Genomic DNA, 26,109 nt, shown 5'->3' on the forward strand with positions numbered 1-26,109 from the left:
GGCACCTGGTAGCTCGATGGTGTCGGAGGTGGAGTTGGGCTGGATGTGGTCAGGCCTTCGGCACCGTCAGGCTCGACGGTCCGAAAGTGACGGTCGAACCACGCGTCGACTCGCTGAGGTAGCGCGGGTCCACGGTGTCGATCACCAGTGCGAGCCGGTCGCCCGCGCCGACGTTCCACACCGTCGGCTCGAGTTCGACGTCGAGCGTCTGCGTGCGGCCCGCGCCGGTCACCTTCACCGGCTTGTGCGTGATCAGCGAGCCGAGGCCCAGCGGTCCGACCTCGTACAGGTACGCGAACAACGTGGTTGTCTCCGCGCTCGGGGTCACCGTCAGCTTCAGCTTCGGCGTGCCCGCGATCGTGGCGCCGCTCCAGTACTGCGGGCCGCTCCACACTCCCGCCAGGTTGCGGTCGACGAACGGCAGCCCCACCCCGGTCGGGATGTTCAGGAACCCTTGCAGCGCACCGGAGAGCAGGATCGTGCCGCTGTCCGCGACCGTGTTCCAGCCCGCGTAGATCTTCTTGCTGTCCAGCTGCATCGTGTCGGCGGCGCCCGCCGGCCACGCGCCGAACTTCTTCCACGTGCCGCCGTTGTTGGGCTTGAGCTGCACCGGCTGCTCGGCGTCGATGCCGTTGGCCGCGCCCTTGACGTAGCGGTCGAACCAGCGGCCCACCGACTCCCAGATCTCGTTGGGCAGGCCCGCCGCGCCGAAGAGCTCGGCGGTGGCGTGGTCGCCCGGCGAGAGCATGAGTCGCTTGGGGCCGGTGAGCTTCGAGTAGAAGTCGGCGACCTGGCCCGGCGCGAAGATGCCGTCGTTCCAGGCGTTGCCGATCATCACCGCGGTGCCGTTGGCGTTGATCTGGTCGATCTTCGAGGCGGCCGAACGTCCCGCGGAGATCGGCACGACCTCCCAGAACCTGCCGTCGCGGTAGGCGTCCTCGGCCTCGTTCAGGACCGGTCCTGGACGTCCGGTGGCGTGGCCCGCGGCGAGCAGGACCTCGACGGCCTGCTTGTTCACGGTGCTGTACGGGTAGAGCGAGCGGGCCAGGTCGGTCCACGTGCTCAACGCCGCCGCGGCCTTGATGCGCTTGTCCGCGGCCGCCGCCAGCAGGGACTGCCCCGCGCCGTAGGAGATCCCGGCGACGCCGACCTTGGTGCCGTCGGCGTGGGCGTTCGCGACGGCCCAGTCGATGACCTTGCTGACGTCGCCGACGGTGTCGGGACCGGCGATGTCGATCTCGCCGCCGGAGTCCCAGAAGCCGCGGCTCGTGTAGCTGACCACGACGTAGCCGGACTCCTTGGCGAGCTTGGCCGCCGCGCCGACGTACTCGATGTTGGGTACCGCCCAGCTGGACGGCATGACGAGCAACGGGAAGGGACCGTTGCCGATTCCGGTCGGTTCGACGACGAAGGCCTTCAGAGTGGTGCCACCGACGCCGGAGATCGACTTGTAGGAGATGGAGCTTCCGGGAGCCGCGTTGGCGACTGGAGCACCGAGCAGGGTTGTGAGGAGTACCAGGACTGAAACAAGTGATCGTCGCACGCTGGTCCTCCTTGACCATGACGTAGATCACACAGGGTTGTTACTGGGGAGTAAAGCAGATTGCTACTGACGGGTAGCAACAAGCTGTGAGCCAGCTCACTGTTTACGCTGGATGGCGTGAACCGATTCCGCGTCCATGAGCTGCCGAAAGACCGAGTGCTGGTTGTCGCGCATCTGACCAGCGCGGATGCGTTGAATCAGGCCATTGATGACGGCGCCGACATCGTGGAATTCGATGGTGAACTGGAATTGCCGAAGATGTCCGAAACGGTGGACGTGGTGACGATCCCGCCAGGGGACGAAGATTTCACCCTCGCGGCCGCCACGGTGGCTGCGATGTCCGGAGCACCGGCCGTTCGTGCATCTGACGTGCGGCAGGCGAGGAAGGTCGTGGAGATGGTCGCGAGCGTGACGGGAACCCGTCCGCCTGCCCGAGCGGTGCGGGCGCTCGCCTGATGCTGCCCTCCGTCGAAGCCTGGTTCTCCACGCACACGTGGCAGCAGCCGTCGTGGACGGTCGACGAACTCGTGGCGTTGAAGCGCGGCCGGACCGTCTCGGTCGTGCTGCCCGCGTTGAACGAGGAGGAGACCGTCGGTGACGTCGTCTCCGTGGTCAGGCCGTTGGTCGGGACGCTCGTCGACGAGCTGGTGGTGATGGACTCCGGGTCGACCGACCGGACGGCGGAGGTCGCCACCGCCGCCGGGGCGCGGGTCGTGCGGCGCGAGGACGTCGTGCCGTGGCTGGAACCGTTGCCCGGCAAGGGCGAGGTGCTGTGGCGCTCGCTCGCCGCCACCTCGGGGGACCTGATCGTCTTCCTCGACTCCGACCTGGTGGAGCCGGAGACCGCGTTCGTGACGGCGCTGCTCGGGCCGCTCCTGGACGTTCCGGACGTGCACCTGGTGAAGGGCTTCTACCGGCGGCCGCTGCGGTTGGAGAGCAGCGGCGGCGGGCGGGTCACCGAACTGGTGGCGCGGCCGTTGCTGAACACGTTGCGGCCGGAGCTCTCCGGTGTGGTGCAACCGCTCGGCGGCGAGTACGCGGCCACCAGGTCCTTTTTGGAGTCCGTGCCGTTCGCGGCCGGGTACGGCGTGGAGATCGGGCTGTTGCTGGACGTGCACCGGCTCTACGGGCTGTCCGCGCTGGCTCAGGTGAACCTCGGTGTGCGCAAGCACCGGAACCGGTCGTTGTTGCAGCTCGGCGTGATGTCGTCGCAGATCATGGGGACCGCGCTGGCCCGGTGCGGGGTGTCCGCAGACTCCGGTGCCCCAAAAAATCAAACACTGACGCAGTTCGTGCAGGTCGGCGGCGAGTGGCTACCCGACTCGACCGACGTGCTCGTGGCCGATCGGCCGCCGATGGTGCACGTGGTCGAAGAGGGCTAGCTGTTCTTCGCGGTGCGTCACGACCAGCGCGGTGCCCTGGCAGTTGTCCAGGACGTTCTTGAGCACGCGGTCTGCCTGTTCGGGGTCGAGTCCTTCCGTGGGTTCGTCCAGGAGCAGGACTTCCGGGTTGGCCAGCACTGATCTGGTGAGGACCAGGCGCTGGCGCTGGCCGCCGGAGATCTCCTCGCCGCGCTCGCCGACGACCTGGTCCCAGCCGAGGTCGAGCTCGGCGATCGCGGCCGCCCGGTCCAGTTCCTCCTGCGTCGCATCGGGTTTGGCCAGCAGGACGTTGGTGCGGACCGTGGTGTGGAAGACGTGGGCGTCGGCCAGCGCGCCCCTGCTCGGTTCGAGCTGGTGGGCGAGGGCGTTGAGCAGCGTGGTCTTGCCGATGCCGCTCGGCCCGACGATCGCGGTTCTCCCCTGGAGCACAGGGGTTTCGGTGACGCGGATCGGTTCTGGCTCGTCTGTCGGTTCCGGGGCCGGCTTGCTGAGGGCGGCGAGCGGGACGGTGATCTCGAACGTCGCGACGGCGGCCATGATCAGCCACGCGGGGTCGTGCTGGGCGAGCATCACCAGTGCCGTGCCGAACTGGACGGCGATCGCGAACGGGGTCAGGTCGCGGGTGCGTTCCTTGCGAGACAGTTCTTTCGCGGTAGTGGTTGCGGCAGCGAGTTTTTCGTCGAACAGGCCGTAGGCGATGAGTTCTTCTTTGCTGTGCACCAGTTCCGTGGTCTGCTCGGTGAGCTCGGCGCGCAACGGCGTGAGGTCCTGCGGCTTGCGGACGGCCAGCCAGGGGAGTAGTACGACGTTGATCAGCAGGCCGATCGCGAGCGGGAGCGAGAAGCACGCCGCCACCGCGCTCACGAGGGCCGCGGTGATCCACGGCAGGGTGGTGCGGAGCCTCGCGTCGAGGTGCTGGTCGACGTTCGTGACGATGCGCGTCAGGGCCGTGCCGGACGGGACGTGCCGGCGATGGGCGAGGTCGTCGTAGACGCGGCCGCGGAGCTCGACGGCCTCGCTGAGCACCGCTTTGTGGCTGGTCAGGCGTTCGAGGTAGCGGAGAGCGCCCTTGGCCAGCGCGAGCGTGCGGACCGCCACGATCGCCACGGTCAGCGCCTGCACCGGCGGGTGCTCGGCGGCGCGCATGATCAGCCACGTCGCCGTCGCGGTGAGGCCGACGCCCGCCAGTTCGGCGAGCACGCCGACGAGGATCGCGAGTCTCACACCGTCACCACCCTGTCGACCTCGTTCAGCAGCGTCGGCCGGTGCGCCACGATCACCGCGGTCCTGCCTTTCGTGAAGTCGCGCGTCGCCTTGAGCACAAGGGATTCCGTCTCCGCGTCGAGGTGCGCGGTCGGTTCGTCGAGCAGGAACAGCCCGGCGTGACGGCGGTCCAGCGCCTTCGCGAGCGCGACCCGTTGCTGCTCACCGGACGAGAGGTCCGCCGGGACGAGCGTGGGGCGTTGCGGCACCCACGACAGCGCTTCCAGCCACTTCTTCTGGTCGATCTCGCGCAGGTCGACGCCACCGACCAGCACCCGGCCGCGCTCCGGCCGCACGAAACCCAGCAACAGCCCGAGGATCGTGCTCTTGCCCGCGCCGCTGGGGCCGACCAGCGCGATGCGTTCGCCGGGCTCGATGCGCAGTGAGAAGTTCTCGAGGCTGCGGACGCTCACCTCGTCGAACACGATCTCGGCCTCGGCGAGATCCGGTGGCGTCACACCGGTGCGGTCGGTCGCGGTGGGAAGCTGGGCGAGCACCTCCCGGCCCTGCGCGCTCGCGTGGTACTGCGCCCCGGCCGCACGCAACGGCAGAAACGCTTCTGGGGCAAGGAAGAGCACGAGCAGCGCGGTGTGCAGCGCAACTCCGCCGCCGAGCAGCCTGAGTCCGACCGGGACGGCGACGAGCGCCACCGACATCGTCGCGACCAGCTCCAGCACGAACGCCGACAGGAACGCCACCCGCAGCGCCGACATCGTCTCGGTCATGTGCTGGGCGGCGAGCTTGCGGACCGTCGTGGACTGGGCCTCGGCCCTGCCGAACGCCCGCAGCGTGCCGATTCCCTTGACCACGTCGAGGAAGTGCCCGCCGAGGGTCGCGAGCGCGTCCCACTGACGGGCCGTGCGCTCACGGGTGTGCGCACCGACCAGGGCGCCGAAGACCGGGATCAACGGCAGCGTCGCCAGGATCGTCAAGGCCGCGGTCAGGTCTGCGAACGCCAACCGGATCACCACGGCGAGTGGCACGACCACGGCCAGAATTTGCTGTGGCAGGTACCCGACGACGTACGGCGTCACGTCGTGCACGCCGCGCGTCACCAGCGTGGCGACCTCACCGGCCTTGTTCCCCGGCGTGCGCAGGAAAGCCTCCCGAAGCCGGGCACGAGTCCGTTCCGCCGCCCGGTGCGCCCATTCGCGGTGCACCCACCACACCAGCACCCGCACACCGATGACCAGGCACAGCAACAGGTATCCGCTGCCGCCGCCGAACACCGACGCCAGGAGCTCGGCCTGTGCGAGGACCAGGAACGGGATCGGGATCAGCGCGAGGAGATGGCGACGATCGACCACTGCAACACCACCACCAGCGGGATGATCGGGAGCGCGACCCACGCGAGCAGGCCGAGCGTGTCGCTGTGCGCCATGAGCCCGCTGACGTCGATCGAGCTGAACGCGAGCGGAATCGGCAACGCGCAGAGCAACGCGGTCAACGGGAACAACGTCCACCGCCGGTTCTGGAACACCCAGCCGTGCACCGCGAACAGCACCGGCATCACAAGTGCCACGAGCAGTGGTGCGTCGAGCAGGTGCACCAGGAACAGGCCCCAGCCAACGGAAACCATCAACGCGCCCGTGAACACGAGCCACCACCACAGCCGCAGCTGCACCGACGCCATGAACAGCACCAACCCGGCCAGGACCAGCGTGAACGTGCTGTGCGCGCCGGACAGCAACTCGCCTTCGAGCCGCGGGAACGCCGCGAACAGCACACCGATCGCGGCCACCAGCCACACCTCGTTGCCGAGGAAGAACGGCGTCATCCGCTGCAGTGCCTCGTCCTTCCTGCGGAACGGCAGCAGCAACGCGGTGCCGTAGTCGAAACCGGCCAGCGAGAAGTAGCCGACGGTCAGCGTGCCGAGCACGAACAACCAGAGCGTTTCCATCAGAGAGTCACCACCAGCGGCGAGACAGGAGCGGGTGCGGAGTCCGGACCACGACGGACCGCACGTGCGATCAACGCCCAGTCGACGCAGGCCAGCAGCACGAACAGGGACGTGAAGACGATGAGCGACAACAGGATCTGCGAAGCGTCCACGTGGGACACCGCGTCTTCGGTGCGCAGCAAGCCGTAGACGAGCCACGGCTGCCGGCCGACCTCCCGGAACACCCACCCGAAGATGGCGGCGCAGAACGGCAGCGGAATGCCGATCACCATGAGGTACAGCGGAAAGCGCAGCCGGATCACGGCATCCTTGATCAGCAGCGGCAACGTGAGCCAGCTGACCAGCGTCAGCGTCATCCCGATCAGGATCATGAACCCGAGCGGTGCGCCGATCCACGGCGCCGCCTCGTGCTTGCCCGGCTGGAACTTCGCGATGATCGGGAACTGGGCGAACCCCGCGCCGATCAGCGACGGAGTGGCCAGGGCCGTCGTGACCACGCCCATCCGCAGCGAGCGGCGGAAGAAGTCGACCTCTGGCGTCCGCTTGATGAAGTGGTACGCGGACACCCCGGTCATGAACACTCCGCCGACCGTGATGGACGCGAAGATCACGTGCATCAGCGCGGAGTTGAACGTGGGGTTGCTCAGGAGCGCGGAGAAGTCGTCCAGCCGCAAGACGTTCCCCTCGACCCGGTAGCCGACGGGGTGCTGGAGGAACCCGTTCGCCGCCATGATCCAGAACGCCGAGGCGAACGCGGTGAGGGCGGTCAGGTACAGCAATGCGAGGTGCACCCAGCGGTTCAGCTTGCCCCAGCCGAAGATCCACAGACCGAGGAACGTCGACTCCAGGAAGAACGCGATCAGCGTCTCCATCGCGAGCGGCGCCCCGAACACGTCGCCGGCGTAGGACGCGAGCCCCGACCAGTTGAGGCCGAACTGGAACTCCATCACGATGCCGGTGACGATCCCCAGCGCGTAGTTGATCACGTAGATCCGGCCCCAGAACCGCGTCATCCGCTCGTGCACGGGCGCACCGGTGATCGTGAACCTCGTCTGCATGATCACGAGCAGGGTGACCAGGCCCAGCGTGAGCAGCACGAACAGGAAGTGGAAGGACGTCGTCAACGCGAACTGGAGGCGGGCGAGGTCTGCTGCGCTCATGGGTAGCGACGCTATAGGTAGCGCGCCTACTTATGGAGCCGCGAAGCGGCAAACCAGGGAGATCTCAGGGACGTCCCCGACGGGGCGCGGTTTCGGCGTCTGCAAGTACTACCAACTTCGAGTTGGTGGTACTTGCAGACGCCAAAACCGCGCCCAGCGCAACAGATTCGTGCCCACGGGCACCAGGGGGTTGGTCCGAAACCAGGGATTTCCCAGGGGTCGGTCCCAGGGCCGGATCAGTAGAGTCACCACCCATGAAGCCCGACGCGCTACGCGGCCACCTCGACGCGTTGCTGCTGGCCACGCTCGACGGCAGGCAGCTGCACGGCTACGCGATCATCGAGGCGTTGCAGCAGGGCAGCGGCGGCGCGCTGGACCTCCCGACGGGCACGGTCTACCCCGCGCTGCGCCGGCTGGAGCGAGCCGGGCACGTGGTCAGCGACTGGAGCACGGTCGGCGGCCGCAAGCGCCGCACGTACAAGCTCACGCAGGCGGGTCAGCGGGCGCTGAACGCCGAGCGCAGCGCGTGGCGGGAGTTCACGACGGTCATCGACGGGGTGCTGGGAGGGGGCGGCAAGTGGGCACAGACGTGATCGACAGGTACGTGACCGACCTGGGAACGCGACTGCAGGGTTCGAAGAAGCAGGTCCGCGAGCTGCTCACCGAGACGCGCGACAGCCTCGAGGACGCCACCGAGGCGCACCTCGGCACCGGGCTGACCGAGCAGGAGGCCCAGAAGCGCGCGGTCGACGAGTTCGGACCGGTCAGGGAGATCGCGAACGAGTACCAGGCGGAGCTCGCCGTCGCGTACGGCACGCGCACCCTCATCTGGCTCGCGATCGTGCTGCCGCTGATGCACATGGCGTGGGAGTACGGCCGCATGCTGCTCATCGGCCCGTGGCAGGACTTCGGCGTGATGCCCCCGCCCTGGTACCTCTTCATCGCCAAGGCCAACGACCTGGCCAGTGGTGTTGCGTCCGGTGTCGCGCTGGTCGCGTTGGTGCTGGGCCGCATCCTCGCCCGCAAGTACGACACCCGGTTGCTGGCGAAGGTCTCCGCGTCGATCGCGATCCTGGCCGTCGGGGTCGTCCTGCTGGGCAACGTCGCGATCATCGCGGCCACCGCGCACGTCGACGCGTCCCGGCTCGTGCAGTCGCTGCCGATGAGCATCGCGAGCCTCATCACCTGGATCGTGATCATTCGGCTCGGTCTGCTCGCTCGCCGCTGCCTGAGCTGTGCCACGATCGTCGCGTGACCAACGCCCTTCTCTACCTGATCGTGATGGTGGCCGTCGCGGCAGTGGTGTTCCTGCTCGCGGCGTTGGTGTTCGGCCGCGGCGAGGAGCTCGCCCCGCTGCCGCCAGGAGCCTCGCCGACGCGGCTGCCGTCGGAGGACATCACCGCGGAGGACGTCCGCGAGCTGAAGTTCCAGCAGGTGTTCCGCGGCTACAAGATGAGCGAGGTCGACTGGGCGTTGCAGCGCCTGTCGTCCGAGGTCGAGAGGCTGCGGGCACGCGTGGAGGAGCTGGAGAGCAGCAGTGACCGAGCTTGAGCTGACGGTCGAGGTGGCGGCTCCACCCGACACGATCTTCCGCGCCATGACCGACTGGGAACGCCAGCACGAGTGGGTGTTCGGCACCCGCGTGTCGGTCGTGGCCGGTGACGGGAAGTCGGTCGGCAGCGAGATCGACGCCGTGACGTTCGGCGTCTCGGACCGCATGCGGATCACGCGCTGGGACCCGCCGCACGCCGTCGAGGTGCTGCACCTCGGGCGCGTGGTGCGCGGCACGGGCGTGTTCGCCGTGCGCGGCAGTCGTTTCGTGTGGACGGAACGTCTCGACGTGCCGTTCTTCTTCCCCGTGGTGAAGCCGCTCTTCGTGGTGATGCTGCGCCGGTCGTTGCAGCGCTTCGCCCGTTTCGCCGAGGAGTACCGGTGATCACGCGTTGCCCCTGGGGAGACTCGACGCCGGACTACGTCGAGTACCACGACACCGAGTGGGGCGTGGAGCTGCACGGCACGGACGCCCTGTACGAGCGGATGTCGTTGGAGGCGTTCCAATCCGGGCTGTCGTGGATCACGATCCTGCGCAAGCGGCCCGCGTTCCGCGCGGCGTTCGCCGGCTTCGACCCGAAGCTGGTCGCCGAGTTCGGGCCGGCCGACGTGGAAAGGCTGATGGCCGACGCGGGCATCGTCCGGAACCGGATGAAGATCGACGCCGCCATCCACAACGCCCGCGTGATCGCCGAGCAGGACGTCGACCTCGACGCTCTGTTGTGGTCGTTCGCGCCGGCCGACCACGTGCGTCCGGCGACGATCGCGGACGTTCCGGCGATCACGAACGAGTCCAAGGCGATGGCCAAGGAGCTGAAGCGCCGCGGGTTCAAGTTCCTCGGCCCCACCACGTGCTACGCGCTCATGCAGGCCACCGGGATGGTGGACGACCACATCGCGACCTGCTTCCGCGCTACGGCCTGAAGCCGTCGAGCTCCTCGGCCGCGCGTTCCAGAGAGGCCACGACACCGTTGCGCACCATCTCCCCGAACAGCGGGTCGTCCGCCCGGCTGAGGATGCCCTCCACGTTCGCCGTGATCCTCGCGCGCACGACGTCCAGGAAGTCCGCGGTCTGCCCGGACCAGCCGCAGGCCGTCAGGAAACGGGCGAGCCTGCGCGGGCGCCCCGCGAAGTCGGTGAACCCCTCGGCCTCGACGACGTGCCGTGCGTGCAGCGGCACCCAGCTGAACGCCGTGAACGCGAGATCCCACCCGGCGGGGACCGGTCCCGCGAAGTCCCAGTCGAAGAAGCCGACGAGCCGCCCGTTCCGCCAGGCCGCGTTGTAGGGCGCCGCGTCGTTGTGCCCGATCTCGAACCCCGGCTCCCACGTTCCCCCGCCCCGCCAGACGGCGTCGGGCGCGGGCACGAAGTCGGCCACGGCCCGGTGGTAGTCGCGCAGCCACCGGGCGACCTGGTCCAGGGTCTCGTCGGCGTGCACCCAGCGCGGCCACGGTTTGCGGCTGCCGACGGTCTCCCCGTCGAGGAAAGTCAGGATCTCCCGGCCGTGCTCGTCGATCCCCTCGGCGCGTGGTGCGCCGTCGAACCCCTTGTCCCGCAAGTGGTCGAGCAAGGCGTGCACGGCAGGTGTCCAGGGGCGGGCGGGTTTGCGGACGGTGTCGCCGACCCGCACCGCACCACCGGCGTTGCCGCCGTCCAGCCGTTCCTCCACTAGCGCCCGATGAACTTCGGGGCGCGCTTGTTCACGAACGCGTCCACGGCCTCGCGGTGGTCCTCGGTCGCACCGCAGTCGGCCTGGGTCCGGCGCTCCGCCTCCAGCGCGTCCTCGAGCGTGCCGTCGGCGGCCGCGGCCAGCGCTTCCTTGATCTTCGCGTACGCGGTCGTGGGGCCCTTGGCGAGCTTGGCCGCGAGCAGGTGCGCGGTCTCCTGCAGTTCCTCGTCCGGCACGACCTGGTTGACCATGCCGATCCGCAACGCCTCCTCGGCGCCGACCGGCTGCGCGAGCATCATCATCTCCATCGCGCGGCCGTGGCCGATCAGCCGCGGCAGCGTGTACGACGCACCGGAGTCCGCGGTCAGGCCGACGTTCGCGAACGCCATCAGGAACTTCGCCGACGCGCCCGCGATGCGCAGGTCGGCGGCGTAGGCGAAGGACGCGCCCGCACCGGCCGCGCTGCCGTTGACCGCGGCGATCACCGGCTTCGGCATGCCGATCAGCTCGCGCACGATGGGGTTGTAGTGCTTCTCCACGGTGTGCAGCGGCGCGGGATCACCGGCCTGCAGCAACCCGATGTGCTCCTTGAGGTCCTGACCCGCGCAGAACGCCCTGCCCGCACCCGTGATCACCACCGCGCGCACCGACTCGTCGGCCGCCGCCTCCTTCAGCGCGTCGAGGAACGACTCCTTCAGCGCGATCGTGAAGGCGTTGAACGACTCGGGGCGGTTGAACGTGAACGTGCGCACACCATCGGCGTCGTCGACGAGGAGCTCGGACACTGGACCTCCATCAAGCAGTGGAAACGTTGCGAACCGGCCGCAGGCACTCGTCGACGAAACGACTCGTGCCCGGTGCCAGCCGCAGTGTCTGTTCGTCGAAGAACGACGCTGCCGCGTGCCCCGGCCAGTCCGGTGGCAACAGTTCAGCAGGAAGACCGGGATCGCGGAACAGGAACTTGCGCCACGCGTGCAGCAGCTGCTGTGACGCCGCGAACGCCGCCGCGTCGTCGGTTTCGTCCACAACGGACACCTGTGCCTGCCACTGCGCGACGAACGCGGCGTAGTCGCGTCCGAGTTCTGCCAGGTCCCAGGCCTTCGCCGCGAGCTCGGCGTCCCCACCGTCGTGTGAACCGTGAAAAGTTCGTGCGAGAACTCCCTCGGCGGCGAGCACGTCGGCCAGTTCCGGTGACGGACGCGGCGCGATCCACGTCACAGGGCCGATCGCGCCGTAACCGAGCAGTTGCAGTTCCGACGCCAGGTGGTCCCGCGAGTCGCGGCCCGGCATCTCCTCCAGCACCACGACGTGCCACCGACCGTCCCACGTGGACGGCCCGGTGCGGTAGATGCGGGCGGCGGCCTCGTCGAGCCGTCGTTCCCCGCGAGGTGTCATGGCGTAACCAGGCCCGTCGGGCAGCCGCACGGGGTGCAACCAGCCCTGCCGGACGGTGCGGGAAACGGCCGTGCGCACGGCCGGCGCGGCGAACCCGAGCGGTTCGAGCAGCCGGACGAGCGCGGCGATGGTGGCGGCGCCACCGCGTTCGCGCAGGTGGCCGCCGTAGACGTCGAAGAGCGCGGAACGGGCTCGCACCCGGCCCAGTCTGTCACGCCGCGCCCCAGGCCGTGCCCCCGCCGCCGAAAGTGTTGCCTTGTCGTGAAAACGGGTACTGATCAGGGTGAAAACAAGATCAACAAATGTCACCCGAACTCGCCAAAAGATCGGTTCGGTTTCGCCCCTGAGTCGCGATAGGGGAGAATGGAGCAGATCCGGCCTGGCCGGACGGGGAAGATGTTGACGGAGGGAGCACGCGATGGCGGCCATGAAGCCCCGGACCGGCGACGGTCCCCTCGAGGTCACCAAGGAGGGACGCGGCATCGTCATGCGCGTGCCGCTCGAGGGTGGTGGGCGCCTTGTCGTCGAGATGTCGGCGGACGAGGCCAGCGCCTTGGGCGACGCGCTGAAGGCCGCCGCCGGCTGAGGCCTCCCGGCGAGGAGCAATGTGAGCCCCGGTTTCCACAGTGGAGACCGGGGCATCGCTTCGTTCTCGGGCTGGGAGAGAATGAGCGGTCGTTAATACATGGGGAGGTCCAACCGTGGCGTCGACGGTTCCGTCAGTGCCGACCAAGCTCGTGGACGTCGAGGTGGCCACCACCGCGCGCCGCAACGTTCCGACGGTCGTGCTCGCGGCCACCGGGCCCGCGCTCGGGCCGGGCGGTGACGGCATCGACGTCTCCGACCTGACGGGCAAGGCCGGCGAGACCGTTCGCCACGACGAGACCTGGACGCTCGGTGTCGGCACGGGGACGGTGAGCGACTACCGCACGGCGGGGGCCAACCTGGTCCGCGCGCTGAGCGGCGAGGACGCGCCCAGGTCCGCCGACGTGCTGCTGACCCCCGACTTCGACGCCGCCAAGGTGCGCGCCTTCGTGCTCGGCGTGGCGCTCGGCGGCTACCGCTTCAAGGTCACCGGCGAGGAGGCCCCCAAGCGGGTCGGCTCGCTGCGCCTGGTCACCGGCGACACCGGTTTCGAGGAGGTGCTGACGTCCGCCGCGCTCAAGGCCCACGCGCTGGCCGCCGCCACCTCGCTCACCCGTGATCTCGCGAACACGCCGTCCAACGTCAAGGATCCGCGCTGGCTCGCGTCCACCGCCGCCAAGCTCGCCGAGAAGGTCGACGGCCTGTCCGCCGTCGTGCGCGACGAGAAGTGGCTGCGGCAGCAGGGCTTCGGCGGCGTGCTCGCGGTCGGTGGCGGCTCGTCCCGCCCGCCGCGGTTCCTGGAGCTCACGTACGGCACCACCGGCCCGCACGTGGTGTTCGTCGGCAAGGGCATCACGTTCGACACCGGCGGCATCTCGGTGAAGCCCGCCGATGGCATGCACCTGATGCGCACCGACATGGCCGGTGGCGCCGCGGTGATCTCCGCGCTGCTGACCGTGGCCCGCCGGCAGCTGCCGATCAGGGTCACCGGGCTCGTGCCGTGCGCGGAGAACCACCTGAGCGGCTCGGCGTACCGGCCGGGTGACGTCGTGCGCCACTACGGCGGCGCGACCACCGAGGTGCAGAACACCGACGCCGAGGGCCGCATGGTCCTGGCCGACGCGATGGCGTACGCGGTGAAGAACCTGAAGCCGGACCTGCTCGTGGACGTCGCGACGCTCACCGGTGCGATGAAGGTCTCACTCGGCCTGCGCACCGGGGCGGTGTTCACCCCGTCCGACGAGCTCGCCGGGCAGGTGGTCGAGGCGGGCGTGAACGTCGGCGAGAAGTGGTGGCGGATGCCGCTGCTGGAGGAGCACGTCGAGGCCGTGAACAGCGAGATCGCGGACTACAAGCAGTGCCCGCCCGGACCCGGTGGCATCACCGCGGCGCTGTTCCTGCAGAAGTTCGCGGGCGACGTGCCGTGGGCGCACCTCGACATCGCAGGCCCCGCGCGGTCGGAGAAGATCTACGAAGAGGTCGTCGCGGGAGCCACCGGGTTCGCCGCGCGGACGCTCGTCGAACTGGCTGAAAAATATTCGCGTTAGTCCCTACGATCGGCCATACGAGACGGCGAAGTTCCACGGCATGATGTGAGCGCCTTCACACCGTCGTAGAGGAGCTCTCGTGTTACTCCGCCTGGCTCTCGCCGTCTCGCTGGTCATAGCGTCGTTGTCCCCTGCTGCAGCGGACACGCCGTGGTGGGAACCGGTGGCACGACCGGCTCCGGACTCGCAGATCAACGTGACGGGCGAGCCTTTCAAGGGCACGGACAGCCAGGGCAGGGTGCGCGGGTTCGTCGACGCGCACAACCACCTCTTGACGAACGAGGGCTTCGGCGGCCGGCTGATCTGCGGCAAGCCGTTCTCGGAGCAGGGCATCGCGGACGCGCTGAAGGACTGCCCCGAGCACCACCCGCTGGGCCTCGGCGCGATCTTCGAGGCGGTCGTCACGGGAGACTTCGACGGCCACGACCCGGTGGGCTGGCCGACGTTCAAGGACTGGCCGTCCTCCACGACGGTCTCGCACCAGCAGAACTACTACGCCTGGCTGGAGCGGGCGTGGCGCGGCGGTCAGCGCGTGCTGGTCCAGGACCTCACCAGCAACGCCACGCTGTGCATCATCCACCCGTTCAAGGACCGGTCCTGCGACGAGATGACGTCGGTCCGGCTGCAGGCCCAGCGCACCTACGAGATGCAGGCGTTCATCGACAAGCAGTTCGGCGGGACCGGCAAGGGCTGGTTCCGCATCGTCACGTCCGCCGAGCAGGCCCGTGACGTGGTCGAGCAGGGCAAGCTGGCCGTGGTGCTGGGCATCGAGACCTCTGAGCTCTTCGGCTGCCGGACGTTCCTCGACATCCCGTTGTGCAACAAGGCCGACATCGACCGCGGTCTCGACGAGATGTACGCGCTCGGAGTGCGCAGCGCGTTCCTGTGCCACAAGTTCGACAACGCCCTGTGCGGCGTCCGGTTCGACTCGGGCACGCAGGGCGGTGTGATCAACGCGGGCCAGTTCCTGCGCACTGGCCAGTGGTGGCAGACCGAGGCGTGCAAGGGCCCGCAGCAGGACAACCCGATCGGCACGGTCGGCCCGAACGCGCTGATCCCGGCGTCGGTCGTGGCGCCCGCCTACGACCCGGCGAAGCGGTGCAACGTGCGCGGCCTGACCTCGCTCGGTGAGTACGCGGTGCAGGCCATGATGAAGCGGCACATGATGATCGAGATCGACCACATGAGCGTGAAGGCCGCCGGACGCACGCTGGAGCTGGCCGCGCAGAAGCGCTACCCCGGCATCGTCTCCAGCCACAGCTGGATGGACGCGCAGTGGACCGAGAAGGTCTACCAGCTCGGCGGGTTCGTCGCGGGCTACGAGAACGACCCCGGGACCTACGTCGCGCAGGCGGGGGCGTACGAGCCGTTGCGGCGCAAGTACGACGTGGGCCTCGGGTTCGGCTCCGACTACAACGGCGTGGGCTCGCACCCGGCACCGCAGACCGGCGTGACCTACCCGTTCCGCAGCTACCCCGGCGGCCCGCTGGTCGACCGGCAGCGCACCGGTGAGCGGGTGTGGGACATCAACGTCGACGGCGGCGCGCACATCGGCCTGCTGCCGGACTGGGTCGAGAAGGTCCGCCAGCTCGGTGGCGACCAGCTGGTCCAGGACATGCTCGGTGGTGCCGAGTCGTACCTGCGGACGTGGTCGGGGACTCAGCGCTGGAGCTAACGCCTGTATCGAAGTCGGCACCAAGCGCCTGCTGTTTGGCGCGAAAAGCACGTTCGGGCCGATAGGTGGCCCGGACGTGCTTTTCGCGCCAAAAAGAAATGTCCGGTTTGGCTGATTGTTCGGATTCGATATGGGCTAGTCGGTCCTCAGGGCGTGGTCGCGGAAGGCACGCACGGCGGGCGGCAGCGGGTGGTCCTTCAGCCACGCCAGCCCGAAGACGCGGCCCGCCCGCGGGGTCAGGGGTAGTTCGCGCAGACCTGCTGGAGGCGTGGTCTCGGCGTGCGTGAGGAGCGCGACGCCGAGGCCCGCCGCCACCAGGCCGCGGACCGTCTCGATCTCCTGGCTCTCGAACGCGATCTTCGGGGTGATCCCGGCGGCGGCGAACATGTCGTCGGTGATCTGCCTCAGGCCGTAGCCGTGCTCCAGGACGATGAGCTCCTCGTCTTCGAGGTCCCTCAGCCGCACGGCCTTGCGCGAGGCCAGCCGGTGCGTGGACGGCACGACGACGATGAGCTCCTGTTCGAAGAGGACCTCGGACGCGAACTCGGGGCCGTCCGGCGGCGGTGCGACGAGCGCCAGGTCGATTTCGCCGTTCAGCAGCTTGTCGACGACGGTGTAGCGGGCGTTCTGGACCAGGCCGAACCGCACGTGCGGGTGCTCGGCGCGGAAGCCGCGGACCAGTTCCGGCACCACGGACCGGCCGAGCATGTGCAGGAAGCCCAGCACGACCCGGCCCTTCTCCGGGTCGAGCTCCTCCTCGACCTCGCGCAGGCCGGGCTCCAGCGCGGCCAGCGACCGGGTCGCGGCCTCGGCGAGCAGACGGCCCGCGCGGGTCAGGCGGACCCGCCGTCCGGTCTTCGTGATGATCGGCGCACCCAGCTGCTCACCGAGCTCGGCGAGCCAGCGGCTGACCGTGGGCTGGGGGAGCCCGACCCGTTCTGCGACACGAGTCACGTGCTCGTCGGCGGCAAGCGCTTTCAGCACCGCCAGCTTCGGGGCCAGCTCCAATTCATCCACGAATTGATTCTGACTCATTTCCGTATTGGACGTATGGCTTAGCGTCGAATGCGTGAACAGGTTGACCGCGGCCGTCGCCGCATCCGGGTTCGCGTGTTTCGCGTTGCTCTACACGCCGCAGCCCGTGATGCCGCAGATCGCGCAGGAGTACGGGCTGGGGCCGAGTGGCGCGTCGCTCGCGCTCTCGGCCGCGACCCTGGCGCTGGCGGTGGCGGTCGTGCCGGTCGCGATGCTGTCCGAACGCCTCGGGCGCCGGGCGGTGATCGTGGTCAGCGTGCTGGCGGCGGCGTTGCTCGGGCTCGCGCTGCCGTTCGCGCCGGACTACGACGTGTTCCTGGTGCTGCGCGTGCTGCAGGGGATCGCGGCGGCCGGGGTGCCCGCGGCGTCGATGGCCTACCTCGCGGACGAGCTCGACAACCGGCGGCTCGGCGCCGCGATGGGCGCGATGATCGCCGGGAACAGCCTGGGAGGCATGACCGGGCGGCTGGTCACCGGCATGACCGCCGACTGGCTGGGCTGGCGCGGTTCGGTGTTGCTCGCGGGCGTGTTCGGGCTGCTCGCGGCACTGGTCGTGGTGTTCTTCCTGCCCAAGTCCCACGGCCGGCCGAAGCGCGCGCCGCGCGGCATGAAGGCGGCCCTGACGGATCCGGTGCTGCTCGCGCTGTACGTGGTGGCCGTGCTGCTCGTCGGGTCGTTCATCTCGTTCTACAACGTCGCCGGCTTCCAGCTGCGCGGTCCGGCGTGGCTGGAGACGCTGGTGTTCCTGTTCTACGGGTTCGGCAGCACGTCGGCGGCGTTCGCGGGCAGGCTGGCCGACCGGTACGGACGCGGGCGCGTGCTGCTGATGTGCATCGGCGTGCTGGCGTTCGGTGCCGTGGCGAGCCTGCTGTGGGTGCCGCTCGGGCTGGCGGTCGTCACCGCCGGGTTCTTCGCCGCGCACGCCACCGCGAGCGGCTGGGTCGGTGCCCGCGCACCCGAGCACGCCCGCGGTCACGCGTCCGGGCTGTACCTGTGCGGGTTCTACGTGGGCAGCAGCATCGGCGGCACGTCCGGCAGCACCGCCTACGAGGAGTGGGGCTGGGGCGGGCTGGTGCTCGTCATCCTGGGCTGGCTGGCGCTGGCCGCGATGCTGGCTCAGAACTCCAGCGCGAGGGTGACCCGCGAGTCCACCGGCGAGATCAGGGTGCGGCCGAGCCTGGGCAGCTCCACCACGCCCTCGACGAGGCCCGCGGAGACCGAGCGGGTGTCCGCCGGGATCTCGACGACGATCGCGAACGGCAGCGGCCCGCCGTCGTAGCGGGCGCCGACCTGCTTGGCGGTGGACCCGTCCGGCAGCGTCACGGTGATCAGGTCCTTGGTCAGGCCGCCGCCCGCGGTGTCGGGCAGCTCGCCGGTGGCCTCGAACCGCACCTCGAGCAACGCCTTGTCCGCCGCGGAGGCCGTCGCGACGTCGTACTGGCTCTCGCCGAGCTTGACCGGGCGCTGCCTGCCGAGCCGCACGCCGGTGACCTTCAGGCCGAGCGCGCTGCCGCCGTACCTGATCTTCTGGGTCACCTCGGTGAACTGGGCGGGACCGGCGGCGCGCTGCAGCACTGGCGGCGGGTTGTCGGTGCGCTTGCCGGACGGGACCTCGACGCGCTGCTCGAGCGACTTGGCGCCGAGGCTGCCGAGCGCGAGCGTCTCGGTGCCCTCCTGCGGGTCGGGCACGGTGTACACGACGAAGACCGAGCCGTTGGCCGGCAGGCGGTCGGCGGGCAGCAGGTGGCGCCTGCCAGGCACCTCCAGCGCGAGCTCGGAGGGCTGCGGGGCGAACCCCTGCCAGTTGGTGCGCTGGAAGCCGCTGTCGATCTCCCAGAGCTTCTCGACCTTCATCCGGACGACCCGCAGCCGCGCTCCGGTCTCGGCCCGCACCGTGCCGTCGGCCGTGATCCACGTGTCCGGGTTGGCCCAGCCGGTGACGGTGGTGGCGAGCAGGTCGTCGCGCAGCTTGATGTCAACGTTGCCAAGGCCGAGGTCGGCGTTGTTGCGCTTGCCGTCGTCGGGCAGCACGGCGAGGAAGTCGCGTCCGGCGGTGAGGTCCTGCTGCTTGGCAGGATCGAACTCCTTGCCGTCGGTGCGCACGAGCACCCCGCCCGGAGTGCTGCGCTTGCCGTTCTCCGGCACCTGCGGCGACTGCACCTCGTACCTGACCTCGTCACCGTTCTTGGTGACCTCCTTGATCGGCACGGGCACCCAGTCGGTGCCGGCGCCGGTGCCCGGCACCTGGACCGGTCCGCACCACAGGCGTTTGTCCACCTCGGACTCGACGCCCGTCTTGGCGAACCAGCAGCTGACCGCCGCGGCGCCCGCCCGTGCCACGTAGCCGTAGTCCAGCGTGTAGGCGAGCTGGGCCTCGGCCTGCGACTGGAGGTCCGAGGCGTCGGCGAGCTTCAGCCCCTCGACGGTGAGCTGCACCGCCTTCTGCTGTGTCTTGGGGGCTGTGGCGCATCCAGTCACCGCGAGGAGGACCGTCAGACCAAGCACCGCACCACGCACAGTCTCGCGCCCCTCACCAGATGAAACGACATCGTCACTACTGGTAAAGGCGGCATTCACACTTTGGGGTTGCCCGAGAGCGGCGTGACTCAAATCACGCTGCGGTACACCTCGACGGTCTGCTCGGCCATCGCGGACCAGGAAAACTCCTGCTCAGCACGCTTGCGACCCGCTGCGCCGAAGCGTTGGGCCCGATCCGGATCCGCGATCAGCTCGTTAATGGTCTGAGCCAAATTGTGTCGATATGTCGACAAATCGCGCTCGTCGTAGTGGACGAGGAGACCCGTCTCGCCGTGCGCGACGACCTCGGGGATGCCGCCGACGTCGCTCGCGACGACCGCGGTGCCGCACGCCATCGCCTCCAGGTTCACGATGCCCAGCGGCTCGTAGACCGACGGGCACACGAACACCGTCGCGTGGCTGAGGATCTGCCGGACCTCGGCGGGCTGCAGCATCTTCTGGATCCAGAAGACCCCTTCGCGCCCGGCCGCGAGCTCGCTCACGGCCTGCTTGGTCTCCTCGGCGATCTCCGGCGTGTCCGGAGCGCCCGCGCACAGCACGATCTGCGCGTTCCGGTCGATCTCGTGCGCGGCGGCGACGAGGTGACCGACACCCTTCTGCCGGGTGATCCGCCCCACGAACGCCACGATCGGCTTCTCCGGATCGATGCCACGGGACGTGAGCGCGTCCGTCTCCTGCACCGGGTGGTAGGCCGTGGAATCGATCCCGTTGCGCACGACGTGGACCTTCGCCGGGTCCAGCGCGGGGTAGGCGTCGAGCACGTCGGCCCGCATGCCCTCGCTGACCGCGATGACCGCGTCAGCGTGCTCGTAGGCGGTCCGCTCGGCCCACGACGAGATCCGGTACCCGCCGCCGAGCTGCTCGGCCTTCCACGGCCGGCGCGGCTCCAGCGAGTGCGCCGTGACGACGTGCGGGATCCCGTGCAGGAGTTTGGCCAGGTGGCCGCCCATGTTGGCGTACCAGGTGTGCGAGTGGACGATGTTCGCCGTGGACACCGCGGCGGCCATCTCGAGGTCGACCGCGAGGGTGGTCAACGCCGCGTTCGCCTGCTCCAGGCTGTGCGGCGGGTTGTGAGCCGTGGCGTCACCGCGCGGTGCACCGAAGCAGTGCACGTCGACGTCGACGAGCTCCCTCAGGTGGGGCACGAGGAATCCCACGTGCACACCAGCGCCGCCGTAGACCTCCGGCGGGTATTCCCGCGTCATGAGCGCAACTCGCACGCCACCACCGTAGATCACAGCGGTCCCCGTTGGGACGAACCAGTTTGCGTCTGGTTCGAGAACGATCGCACGGATAGGGTCACATGCTGTGAAGGGGCAGCCGCACGTTCTCGGAATTGTGCTTGCCGGTGGTGAAGGCAAGCGCCTGTGGCCACTGACGGCCGACCGCGCGAAACCGGCTGTGCCCTTCGGGGGCAACTACCGGCTGGTCGACTTCGTGCTGTCGAACCTGGTCAACGCGGGGCTCGCGAAGCTCTGCGTGCTGACGCAGTACAAGTCGCACTCGCTGGACCGCCACATCTCGACGACGTGGCGCCTGTCCAATGTGCTCGGTCAGTACGTGACGCCGGTGCCGGCCCAGCAACGCCTGGGCCCGCGCTGGTACACGGGCTCCGCCGACGCGATCTTCCAGTCGCTGAACCTCGTCCACGACGAGAAGCCCGACCACGTGGTCATCTTCGGCGCCGACCACGTGTACCGGATGGACCCGGGCCAGATGATCTCGCAGCACATCGAGTCCGGCGCGGCGGTGACCGTCGCCGGCATCCGAGTGCCGCGTGCCGAGGCCAAGGCGTTCGGCTGCATCGACTCGGACGCTTCCGGGAAGATCACGCGGTTCCTGGAGAAGCCGTCCGAGCCGCCGCACGTGCCGGACGACCCCGAGGTGACGTTCGCGTCGATGGGCAACTACGTGTTCACGACCGAGGCGCTGCTGGACGCGCTGCGCGGGGACGCGTTGAACCCGGACTCGGACCACGACATGGGTGGGGACATCATTCCCATGCTGGTCGATCGGGGTAAGGCGCACGTTTACGACTTCCAGGACAACGAGGTGCCCGGCGCCACTGATCGGGATCGCGGGTACTGGCGCGATGTCGGGACCATTGACGCTTATTACGACGCGCACATGGACCTTGTTTCGGTCCATCCGATCTTCAACCTCTACAACCAGTTGTGGCCTATTCGCACGGCCACTCCGCCGTTGCCGCCGGCGAAGTTCATCGCTGGTGGGTCTGCTGAGGACTCGATGGTGGGGCCCGGGTCGATCATTTCCGGGAAGATTCACGGGTCGGTGATCTCTTCGGACGTCACGGTTGAGGTCGGGTCTGTGGTGCAGGGGTCGGTGCTGTTGCCCGGGGTTCGGATCGGCAAGGGTGCCGTGGTGCGGCGGGCGATCCTGGACAAGAACGTCGTGGTGCCTGATGGGGCGTTGATCGGCGTGGACGCGCCGATGGACCGTGAGCGCTACACCGTTTCTGCCGGCGGCGTCACGGTCCTCGGCAAGGGCGTCCGGGCCTACTAGCAGCCCGTCAGCTTGATGTCGTCCTGACCCTCGAAGCGGCGGCCGTCGAGCGTGCGGCCCACGAGGGTCGCCGTCGTCATGCCGCAGGTCAGCCCCGTCTTGGCCGTGTCGAACTGGCAGACCAGGTCGGCGCGACCGTCGTCGTTCACGTCCTCACCCGGTGACCCGCACCGGACGAGGCTCTGCTCGAGGCCGGTGGCGCCGAACGTGAGGCTGGTGCGATCGACCTGGGCGACCGCGTCGAACTCGGCCGTGGACAGGATCGCGACGGGGATCAGTCCGTCCTTCTTGACGTTGATCGAGCTGGGGAAGCTGCGGGGCTTCACGTCCGTCGGCACCCAGCTGATCGAGCGGACGTCGTTGGCGCGGTCCGTGTCCTCGGGGTGCGGCTCGTTCGCGGCGATCACCGCGGTCGTGGACAGCACGTGCCTGCGGTTCTCCGTGCAGGACACCGTCCAGTCCTTGCTGAAGGTCGCGGACGTGCCGGCGTTGAGGACGTGTTCCTGCTGCTGGCCGGTGTTGGGCGAGACCGTGCAGTCCACGGGCGCGCCGAACGTGACGGTGGTCAGGGTGTGCACCGCGTCGGCCGGTCCGGCGTTCGCGACGGTCGTCGTGGTCGTGCACGCGAAGTCCTGCGTGCGGTACTGGCGTTCGGTGCAGGTCAGCCGGATGTCGCTGACCGAGAGGTCGACCCGTTCGAACACCTCGACCCGGTCGGTGGCCGAACCCTCGTTGTTGCTGCTGTCCGGGTCGATCACGTGCAGGTGGTCGAGCACGGCCCTCGACGACGCGGTGAAGTCGTGGTAGCTGCGGTTCGCGCAGGTCACGTCCCACTTGCTCGCCACCGTCACCGGCGTGCTGATCGACACCTCGTGGCTGACGGCCGTCGTGGGAGTCAGTGCGCAGTCCGCCGGGCCGGTGAGGCCGAGCGTGACGTCGGTGTTCGCAGGACCGTAGTCGCCGCGGTTGGTCGCGACGGCCGTGACGGTGCACTCGAAGTGGTCCTGCACGTAGGTACGGCTGACGCAGTCGAGCTGTGTGCTCTCGATGCCGACGTCCGACTCGTCGATCACAGCGATGGTCGTGCTCGTGGTCTTGTGGTTGCTGGAGGTGTCCGGATCGGTCACGCCCGGCGTGGTGATCGTCAACTCGTTCGCGAAGTCGAACCGGTGGAAGCTCGGGTCGAAGCAGGCGACCTTGAAACCGAAGATCACCTCCACGGGCCTGCCCAGCACGAGCTCCCGGTGCTGGGGAGCCGGGGTGGCGATGCGGCAGTCAGGAGGTCCGGACCCCGAGATCGTGTCCTCGACCTCGATCACCGGAGCGGGACCGCGGTTCTCCAGCACCGCTCGGACCTGCACCAGGTGGTGTTCGTCGGCGGTCATCTCCGCGGGCGGGTTGACGACCTCGAAGGACACCTTCACCGCGTCGGCCGTGGTTTCGACGTTGCCGAAGTCGTGGCCGTCGAACCTGGCAGCGCCGATGTTCGGGGCCACGTTCAGGGTGTGGCGCTCGGGACCGCTCGTGCGGGTCCAGCCGTCTCGGCTCTCCTCGGTGAGCGCGTAGTCGCCGGGCAGACGTTCGTCGAGGCGGAACTCGTAGTAGCCGTTGCCGTCGGTGGTGGTCGAGCCCACCGGGCCGGTGGGCTGACCTGCGTCGGAACGGTCGCGGTGGAGCGTGATGGTCCAGCCGGCCAGGCCTTCCTCGCCGGGGTCGCGGACGCCGTTGCGGTTGGCGTCGTGGTACTTGTGGCCGCTGATCACAGGCACCGGCTTGCCGGACTTGTCGCGGGAGAAGTTGCCGCAGGGCAGCGCGATGAAGCTGCCTTCCCAGGTCAGTGACGGCAGCCTGATCGGACGGTCCCTGAAGGCGATGCCGATCGGGTGGTAGGCCTCGTTGCCCGGTGCGCAGTGCACGTCCTGAGGCATGTCCACCGTGCAGTGCGACCACTGTTCCTGGTCGGATTGGAATTCTGGTTCGCCGACCGGCGCGTACCAGATGAAATTGCGGTTGAAGCCGCGTCCGAGGTAATACGGCTCGTCTCGGCGGATGTCCTCGGGGCTCAGCTCGCTGCCGATTCCCGGATCGATGATGAAAGTGTGCCGACCGCACGAGGAGTCGGCCATGTCGGCACCGTTTCCCCAGCAAGGCCCATCTGCTGACGCCGGTGTGGCGACGCCGATGACCGGTATGAAGGCAGCCGCCAGCGCGGCGACAACTCTTGTTGGTTTCACCTGAGCCCCTTTCGGGGAATGGACGATCCCCGACCCTGCGGACGGCATGTCGAATTGCCGTGAAGCGCTGTTACCGCGTCACTCAGGTGGGTCAACCGAAGTTCTTATCGGCGCACTCAGGGTTTGCGGGCGGCCACCAACAGCCCATCGCCCAGCGGCAGGATCACCGGAACGAGCCGGTCGTCCTCCCTCACCAGCCGTGCGATGTCCCGCATCGCCTGGGTCGACTCGTCCCGCTTGGTGGGGTCCACCACGGCGCCGTGCCACAGGACGTTGTCGAACGCGATGACCCCGCCCGGCCTCAGCATGCGGACACCGTGTTCCAGGTACTTCGGGTACTCGGGTTTGAAGGCGTCCACGAACACGAGGTCGTAGGCCGCGTCGGTCAGCCTCGGGAGGACGTCCAGCGCCTTGCCCATGATCAGACGGGTGCGGGACGGGGAGATGCCGGCCGCGGCGTAGGCCTCGCGGGCGGCCCGTTGGTGCTCCGGCTCCACGTCGATCGAGGTCAGGATGCCTGAGGCCGGCATGCCTGCCAGGAGGTAGAGGCCGCTGGTGCCCGCGCCGGTGCCGATTTCCACGACCGCGCGCGCCTGGAGTGCTGTTGCCAGGAAGCGGAGGGCGGCGCCTCCACCCGGGCCGATGGGCACGCAGCCCAGTTCCTGGCCGCGTGCTCGTGCGGCCAGGTGCACGTCGTCCTCGGGGAGGTACTGCTCCACGTACTCCCGCAGGGCCGATTCCGAGGTCACGGGGTGCAGGTTAGTGCCAGACGCGCCCAAAACGGGTGAACGCGGCCCGAACCGAGATTCTCAGGGTGCTCTCAGCCAGTTCTCACGATCGTTTAAAGCGCGCGGGAGAAGGTACAGAAGCAACAAGCCAGGCTCTAGGCGGGAACAAGCCGGACCCGCCGTCCGTTGAGCCGCATAAGGGTCGCCGGGCGGCCCACCTGGAGGTGCCGAAACACCTGATGCGCACGCAGTCGAGTTCGCCGGAGGCCGTCGCGCCCATCGAGACGGCCGACTGGACGCCGCCCTCGTGGGACGCCATCGTCCGCGAGCACGCGGACAGGGTCTACCGGCTCGCTTATCGCCTGACCGGCAACCAGCACGATGCCGAGGACCTGACCCAGGAGACGTTCATCCGCGTCTTCCGGTCGCTCGCGTCCTACAAGCCGGGCACCTTCGAGGGGTGGCTGCACCGCATCACCACCAACCTCTTCCTCGACATGGCTCGCCGTCGCAGCCGTGTCCGCATGGAGGCGCTGCCCGAGGACAACGACCGCCTCGAGGGTGACGACCTGTCCCCCGAGGAGATCTACGACGAGAACCACCTCGACCCCGATCTGCAGGCCGCGCTGGACGAGCTCCCGCCGGAGTTCCGCGCCGCCGTGGTCCTGTGTGACGTGGAAGGTCTCTCCTACGAGGAGATCGGCGCCACGCTCGGGGTGAAGATGGGTACCGTGAGGAGCAGGATCCATCGGGGCCGCCAGGCTCTGAAGGTCGCGCTCGAACGCCGTCGTCAGGAATCGTTGCTGGAGGACTCTGCATGACCGACCTCCGTGGTTGGGGCCTGCCTGAGCAGCACCTCTTGCCGGACGCCGTGGTCGCGTTCGTGGACGGAGAACTGTCCTCGACCGCCCACGAGCGAGCTTCAGCGCACATCCAGCGCTGCGGCTTCTGCGCGTTCGAGACCTACACCCAGCAGCAGGCGCGCGCTGCCGTGCGCACCGCGTCGGCGCCGACGGCGTCGGCGTCCTTGCTGGACAGGCTCGGTGCCATCCCGCAGGAGGTCGACCTGCCGTCCGCTCCGGACGGGCTCGCGATCACCGAGGACGGTCAGTTCGTCGCCGTGCAGCGCACGGACAAGCCCGCGTTCGGCTCCGGGCCGGTGCTGGGCTCTTCCAGACCTCTGGGCAGCAACGGCTGGTTCAGCGGCCGTCGTGCCCGCCAGGGTGCCGGGGTCGTCGTGAGCGGCATGCTGCTCGGCGCCCTCGCGTTCACCACGCCCGAGAGCGAGGCGCCTCCCGCGCCCTCCGCTCCGCAGAACGCCGGCGCGGTCTTCGCGACCACCCCCTGACAGTCATTTCACTGTTCGTGAGGCAGGCTGTAG

At 68.9% G+C, this 26,109-nt stretch carries 26 protein-coding genes; 14 read left to right on the forward strand and 12 right to left on the reverse strand.

Annotation, left to right across the window (positions count from 1 at the left end; genetic code table 11):
* Positions 1-49: 49 nt before the first annotated feature.
* Positions 50-1,543 (reverse strand): CocE/NonD family hydrolase, encoded by a 1,494-nt coding sequence (locus tag ACFOWZ_RS00565; protein WP_382367073.1) that lies wholly within the window; start codon positions 1,541-1,543, stop codon positions 50-52.
* A gap of 117 nt (positions 1,544-1,660) precedes the next feature.
* Here ACFOWZ_RS00565 and ACFOWZ_RS00570 point away from each other — a divergent pair, with 117 nt between their 5' ends.
* Positions 1,661-1,999 (forward strand): hypothetical protein, encoded by a 339-nt coding sequence (locus tag ACFOWZ_RS00570; RefSeq protein ID WP_382367075.1) that lies wholly within the window; start codon positions 1,661-1,663, stop codon positions 1,997-1,999.
* Positions 1,999-2,925: a glucosyl-3-phosphoglycerate synthase gene (locus ACFOWZ_RS00575; RefSeq protein ID WP_382367077.1), complete on the forward strand. Its 927-nt coding sequence runs from the start codon at positions 1,999-2,001 to the stop codon at positions 2,923-2,925. Before ACFOWZ_RS00570 ends, ACFOWZ_RS00575 begins: the two co-directional genes overlap by 1 nt.
* Here ACFOWZ_RS00575 and ACFOWZ_RS00580 read toward each other — a convergent pair.
* The 4 genes from ACFOWZ_RS00580 to ACFOWZ_RS00595 are packed head-to-tail and all read right to left on the reverse strand — an operon-like array spanning position 2,857 to position 7,248.
* Positions 2,857-4,149, reverse strand: coding sequence for an amino acid ABC transporter ATP-binding/permease protein (locus ACFOWZ_RS00580; RefSeq protein ID WP_382367079.1), 1,293 nt, complete (start codon positions 4,147-4,149; stop codon positions 2,857-2,859). The genes ACFOWZ_RS00575 and ACFOWZ_RS00580 overlap by 69 nt on opposite strands.
* A complete protein-coding gene (locus ACFOWZ_RS00585) occupies positions 4,146-5,495 on the reverse strand; it encodes an ABC transporter ATP-binding protein/permease (protein WP_382367081.1) in 1,350 nt (449 codons plus the stop codon). Before ACFOWZ_RS00585 ends, ACFOWZ_RS00580 begins: the two co-directional genes overlap by 4 nt.
* A complete protein-coding gene (locus ACFOWZ_RS00590; protein WP_382367083.1) occupies positions 5,465-6,088 on the reverse strand; it encodes a cytochrome d ubiquinol oxidase subunit II in 624 nt (207 codons plus the stop codon). Before ACFOWZ_RS00590 ends, ACFOWZ_RS00585 begins: the two co-directional genes overlap by 31 nt.
* Positions 6,088-7,248: a cytochrome ubiquinol oxidase subunit I gene (locus ACFOWZ_RS00595; protein ID WP_382367085.1), complete on the reverse strand. Its 1,161-nt coding sequence runs from the start codon at positions 7,246-7,248 to the stop codon at positions 6,088-6,090. Before ACFOWZ_RS00595 ends, ACFOWZ_RS00590 begins: the two co-directional genes overlap by 1 nt.
* A gap of 254 nt (positions 7,249-7,502) precedes the next feature.
* Here ACFOWZ_RS00595 and ACFOWZ_RS00600 point away from each other — a divergent pair, with 254 nt between their 5' ends.
* Genes ACFOWZ_RS00600 through ACFOWZ_RS00620 form a run of 5 tightly spaced genes read left to right on the forward strand, consistent with a single transcriptional unit; the run spans position 7,503 to position 9,723 of the window.
* The gene (locus tag ACFOWZ_RS00600) at positions 7,503-7,841 is read left to right on the forward strand and encodes a PadR family transcriptional regulator (RefSeq protein WP_382367087.1); all 339 of its coding nucleotides are present in this window, start codon (positions 7,503-7,505) and stop codon (positions 7,839-7,841) included.
* A complete protein-coding gene (locus ACFOWZ_RS00605) occupies positions 7,826-8,503 on the forward strand; it encodes a permease prefix domain 1-containing protein (protein WP_382367089.1) in 678 nt (225 codons plus the stop codon). Before ACFOWZ_RS00600 ends, ACFOWZ_RS00605 begins: the two co-directional genes overlap by 16 nt.
* Entirely contained in the window at positions 8,500-8,799 is a 300-nt protein-coding gene (locus ACFOWZ_RS00610) for a DivIVA domain-containing protein (protein ID WP_382367091.1), read from the forward strand. The genes ACFOWZ_RS00605 and ACFOWZ_RS00610 overlap by 4 nt, the downstream gene beginning before the upstream one ends.
* Positions 8,786-9,184 (forward strand): SRPBCC family protein, encoded by a 399-nt coding sequence (locus ACFOWZ_RS00615; protein ID WP_382367093.1) that lies wholly within the window; start codon positions 8,786-8,788, stop codon positions 9,182-9,184. The genes ACFOWZ_RS00610 and ACFOWZ_RS00615 overlap by 14 nt, the downstream gene beginning before the upstream one ends.
* A complete protein-coding gene (locus ACFOWZ_RS00620) occupies positions 9,184-9,723 on the forward strand; it encodes a DNA-3-methyladenine glycosylase I (RefSeq protein WP_382367470.1) in 540 nt (179 codons plus the stop codon). The genes ACFOWZ_RS00615 and ACFOWZ_RS00620 overlap by 1 nt, the downstream gene beginning before the upstream one ends.
* On the opposite strand, the gene ACFOWZ_RS00625 is transcribed toward ACFOWZ_RS00620, so the two are convergent.
* From ACFOWZ_RS00625 to ACFOWZ_RS00635, 3 genes are read right to left on the reverse strand one after another with little or no spacing between them, the layout of a single operon-like run.
* Positions 9,713-10,468 carry a phosphotransferase gene (locus ACFOWZ_RS00625; RefSeq protein ID WP_382367095.1) on the reverse strand — a complete coding sequence of 252 codons (756 nt, stop codon included), beginning with the start codon at positions 10,466-10,468 and terminating at the stop codon, positions 9,713-9,715. The two genes, ACFOWZ_RS00620 and ACFOWZ_RS00625, sit on opposite strands and share 11 nt — an antisense overlap.
* Complete coding sequence (locus tag ACFOWZ_RS00630; RefSeq protein ID WP_382367097.1) at positions 10,468-11,253, reverse strand: enoyl-CoA hydratase-related protein; 786 nt, start codon at positions 11,251-11,253, stop codon at positions 10,468-10,470. Before ACFOWZ_RS00630 ends, ACFOWZ_RS00625 begins: the two co-directional genes overlap by 1 nt.
* 10 nt (positions 11,254-11,263) lie before the next feature.
* Entirely contained in the window at positions 11,264-12,061 is a 798-nt protein-coding gene (locus ACFOWZ_RS00635) for a PaaX family transcriptional regulator (RefSeq protein WP_382367099.1), read from the reverse strand.
* Between the two features lie 220 nt (positions 12,062-12,281).
* Here ACFOWZ_RS00635 and ACFOWZ_RS00640 point away from each other — a divergent pair, with 220 nt between their 5' ends.
* From ACFOWZ_RS00640 to ACFOWZ_RS00650, 3 genes are all read left to right on the forward strand, one after another.
* Complete coding sequence (locus tag ACFOWZ_RS00640; protein ID WP_065914675.1) at positions 12,282-12,449, forward strand: DUF3117 domain-containing protein; 168 nt, start codon at positions 12,282-12,284, stop codon at positions 12,447-12,449.
* Between the two features lie 136 nt (positions 12,450-12,585).
* A complete protein-coding gene (locus ACFOWZ_RS00645) occupies positions 12,586-13,995 on the forward strand; it encodes a leucyl aminopeptidase family protein (RefSeq protein ID WP_382367101.1) in 1,410 nt (469 codons plus the stop codon).
* 79 nt (positions 13,996-14,074) lie between these two features.
* On the forward strand, positions 14,075-15,670 hold the full coding sequence (locus tag ACFOWZ_RS00650) for a hypothetical protein (RefSeq protein ID WP_382367103.1): 1,596 nt from the start codon (positions 14,075-14,077) through the stop codon (positions 15,668-15,670).
* Positions 15,671-15,805: 135 nt separating this feature from the next.
* On the opposite strand, the gene ACFOWZ_RS00655 is transcribed toward ACFOWZ_RS00650, so the two are convergent.
* The gene (locus ACFOWZ_RS00655; protein WP_382367105.1) at positions 15,806-16,705 is read right to left on the reverse strand and encodes a LysR family transcriptional regulator; all 900 of its coding nucleotides are present in this window, start codon (positions 16,703-16,705) and stop codon (positions 15,806-15,808) included.
* Positions 16,706-16,739: 34 nt separating this feature from the next.
* Here ACFOWZ_RS00655 and ACFOWZ_RS00660 point away from each other — a divergent pair, with 34 nt between their 5' ends.
* Positions 16,740-17,984, forward strand: a complete 1,245-nt coding sequence (locus ACFOWZ_RS00660) for an MFS transporter (RefSeq protein WP_382367107.1) — start codon at positions 16,740-16,742, stop codon at positions 17,982-17,984.
* 1,327 nt (positions 17,985-19,311) lie between these two features.
* Here ACFOWZ_RS00660 and glgA read toward each other — a convergent pair.
* A complete protein-coding gene (gene glgA / locus ACFOWZ_RS00665) occupies positions 19,312-20,463 on the reverse strand; it encodes a glycogen synthase (protein WP_382367109.1) in 1,152 nt (383 codons plus the stop codon).
* A gap of 88 nt (positions 20,464-20,551) precedes the next feature.
* Between glgA and glgC the strand changes: the two genes are divergently transcribed.
* A complete protein-coding gene (gene glgC / locus ACFOWZ_RS00670; RefSeq protein WP_030472991.1) occupies positions 20,552-21,766 on the forward strand; it encodes a glucose-1-phosphate adenylyltransferase in 1,215 nt (404 codons plus the stop codon).
* Here the strand turns inward: glgC and ACFOWZ_RS00675 are convergent.
* Positions 21,763-23,892 (reverse strand): SdrD B-like domain-containing protein, encoded by a 2,130-nt coding sequence (locus ACFOWZ_RS00675; protein ID WP_382367112.1) that lies wholly within the window; start codon positions 23,890-23,892, stop codon positions 21,763-21,765. The two genes, glgC and ACFOWZ_RS00675, sit on opposite strands and share 4 nt — an antisense overlap.
* Positions 23,893-24,116: 224 nt before the next feature.
* Positions 24,117-24,749, reverse strand: a complete 633-nt coding sequence (locus tag ACFOWZ_RS00680; RefSeq protein WP_382367114.1) for an O-methyltransferase — start codon at positions 24,747-24,749, stop codon at positions 24,117-24,119.
* A gap of 218 nt (positions 24,750-24,967) precedes the next feature.
* Here ACFOWZ_RS00680 and sigE point away from each other — a divergent pair, with 218 nt between their 5' ends.
* Both sigE and ACFOWZ_RS00690 read left to right on the forward strand, forming a co-directional pair.
* Positions 24,968-25,549: an RNA polymerase sigma factor SigE gene (gene sigE / locus ACFOWZ_RS00685; protein WP_082374044.1), complete on the forward strand. Its 582-nt coding sequence runs from the start codon at positions 24,968-24,970 to the stop codon at positions 25,547-25,549.
* Positions 25,546-26,076, forward strand: a complete 531-nt coding sequence (locus tag ACFOWZ_RS00690; protein WP_051784645.1) for an anti-sigma factor — start codon at positions 25,546-25,548, stop codon at positions 26,074-26,076. Before sigE ends, ACFOWZ_RS00690 begins: the two co-directional genes overlap by 4 nt.
* Positions 26,077-26,109: the final 33 nt, after the last annotated feature.

Source organism: Lentzea rhizosphaerae (assembly GCF_042649515.1).
Classification (GTDB): domain Bacteria; phylum Actinomycetota; class Actinomycetes; order Mycobacteriales; family Pseudonocardiaceae; genus Lentzea; species Lentzea aerocolonigenes.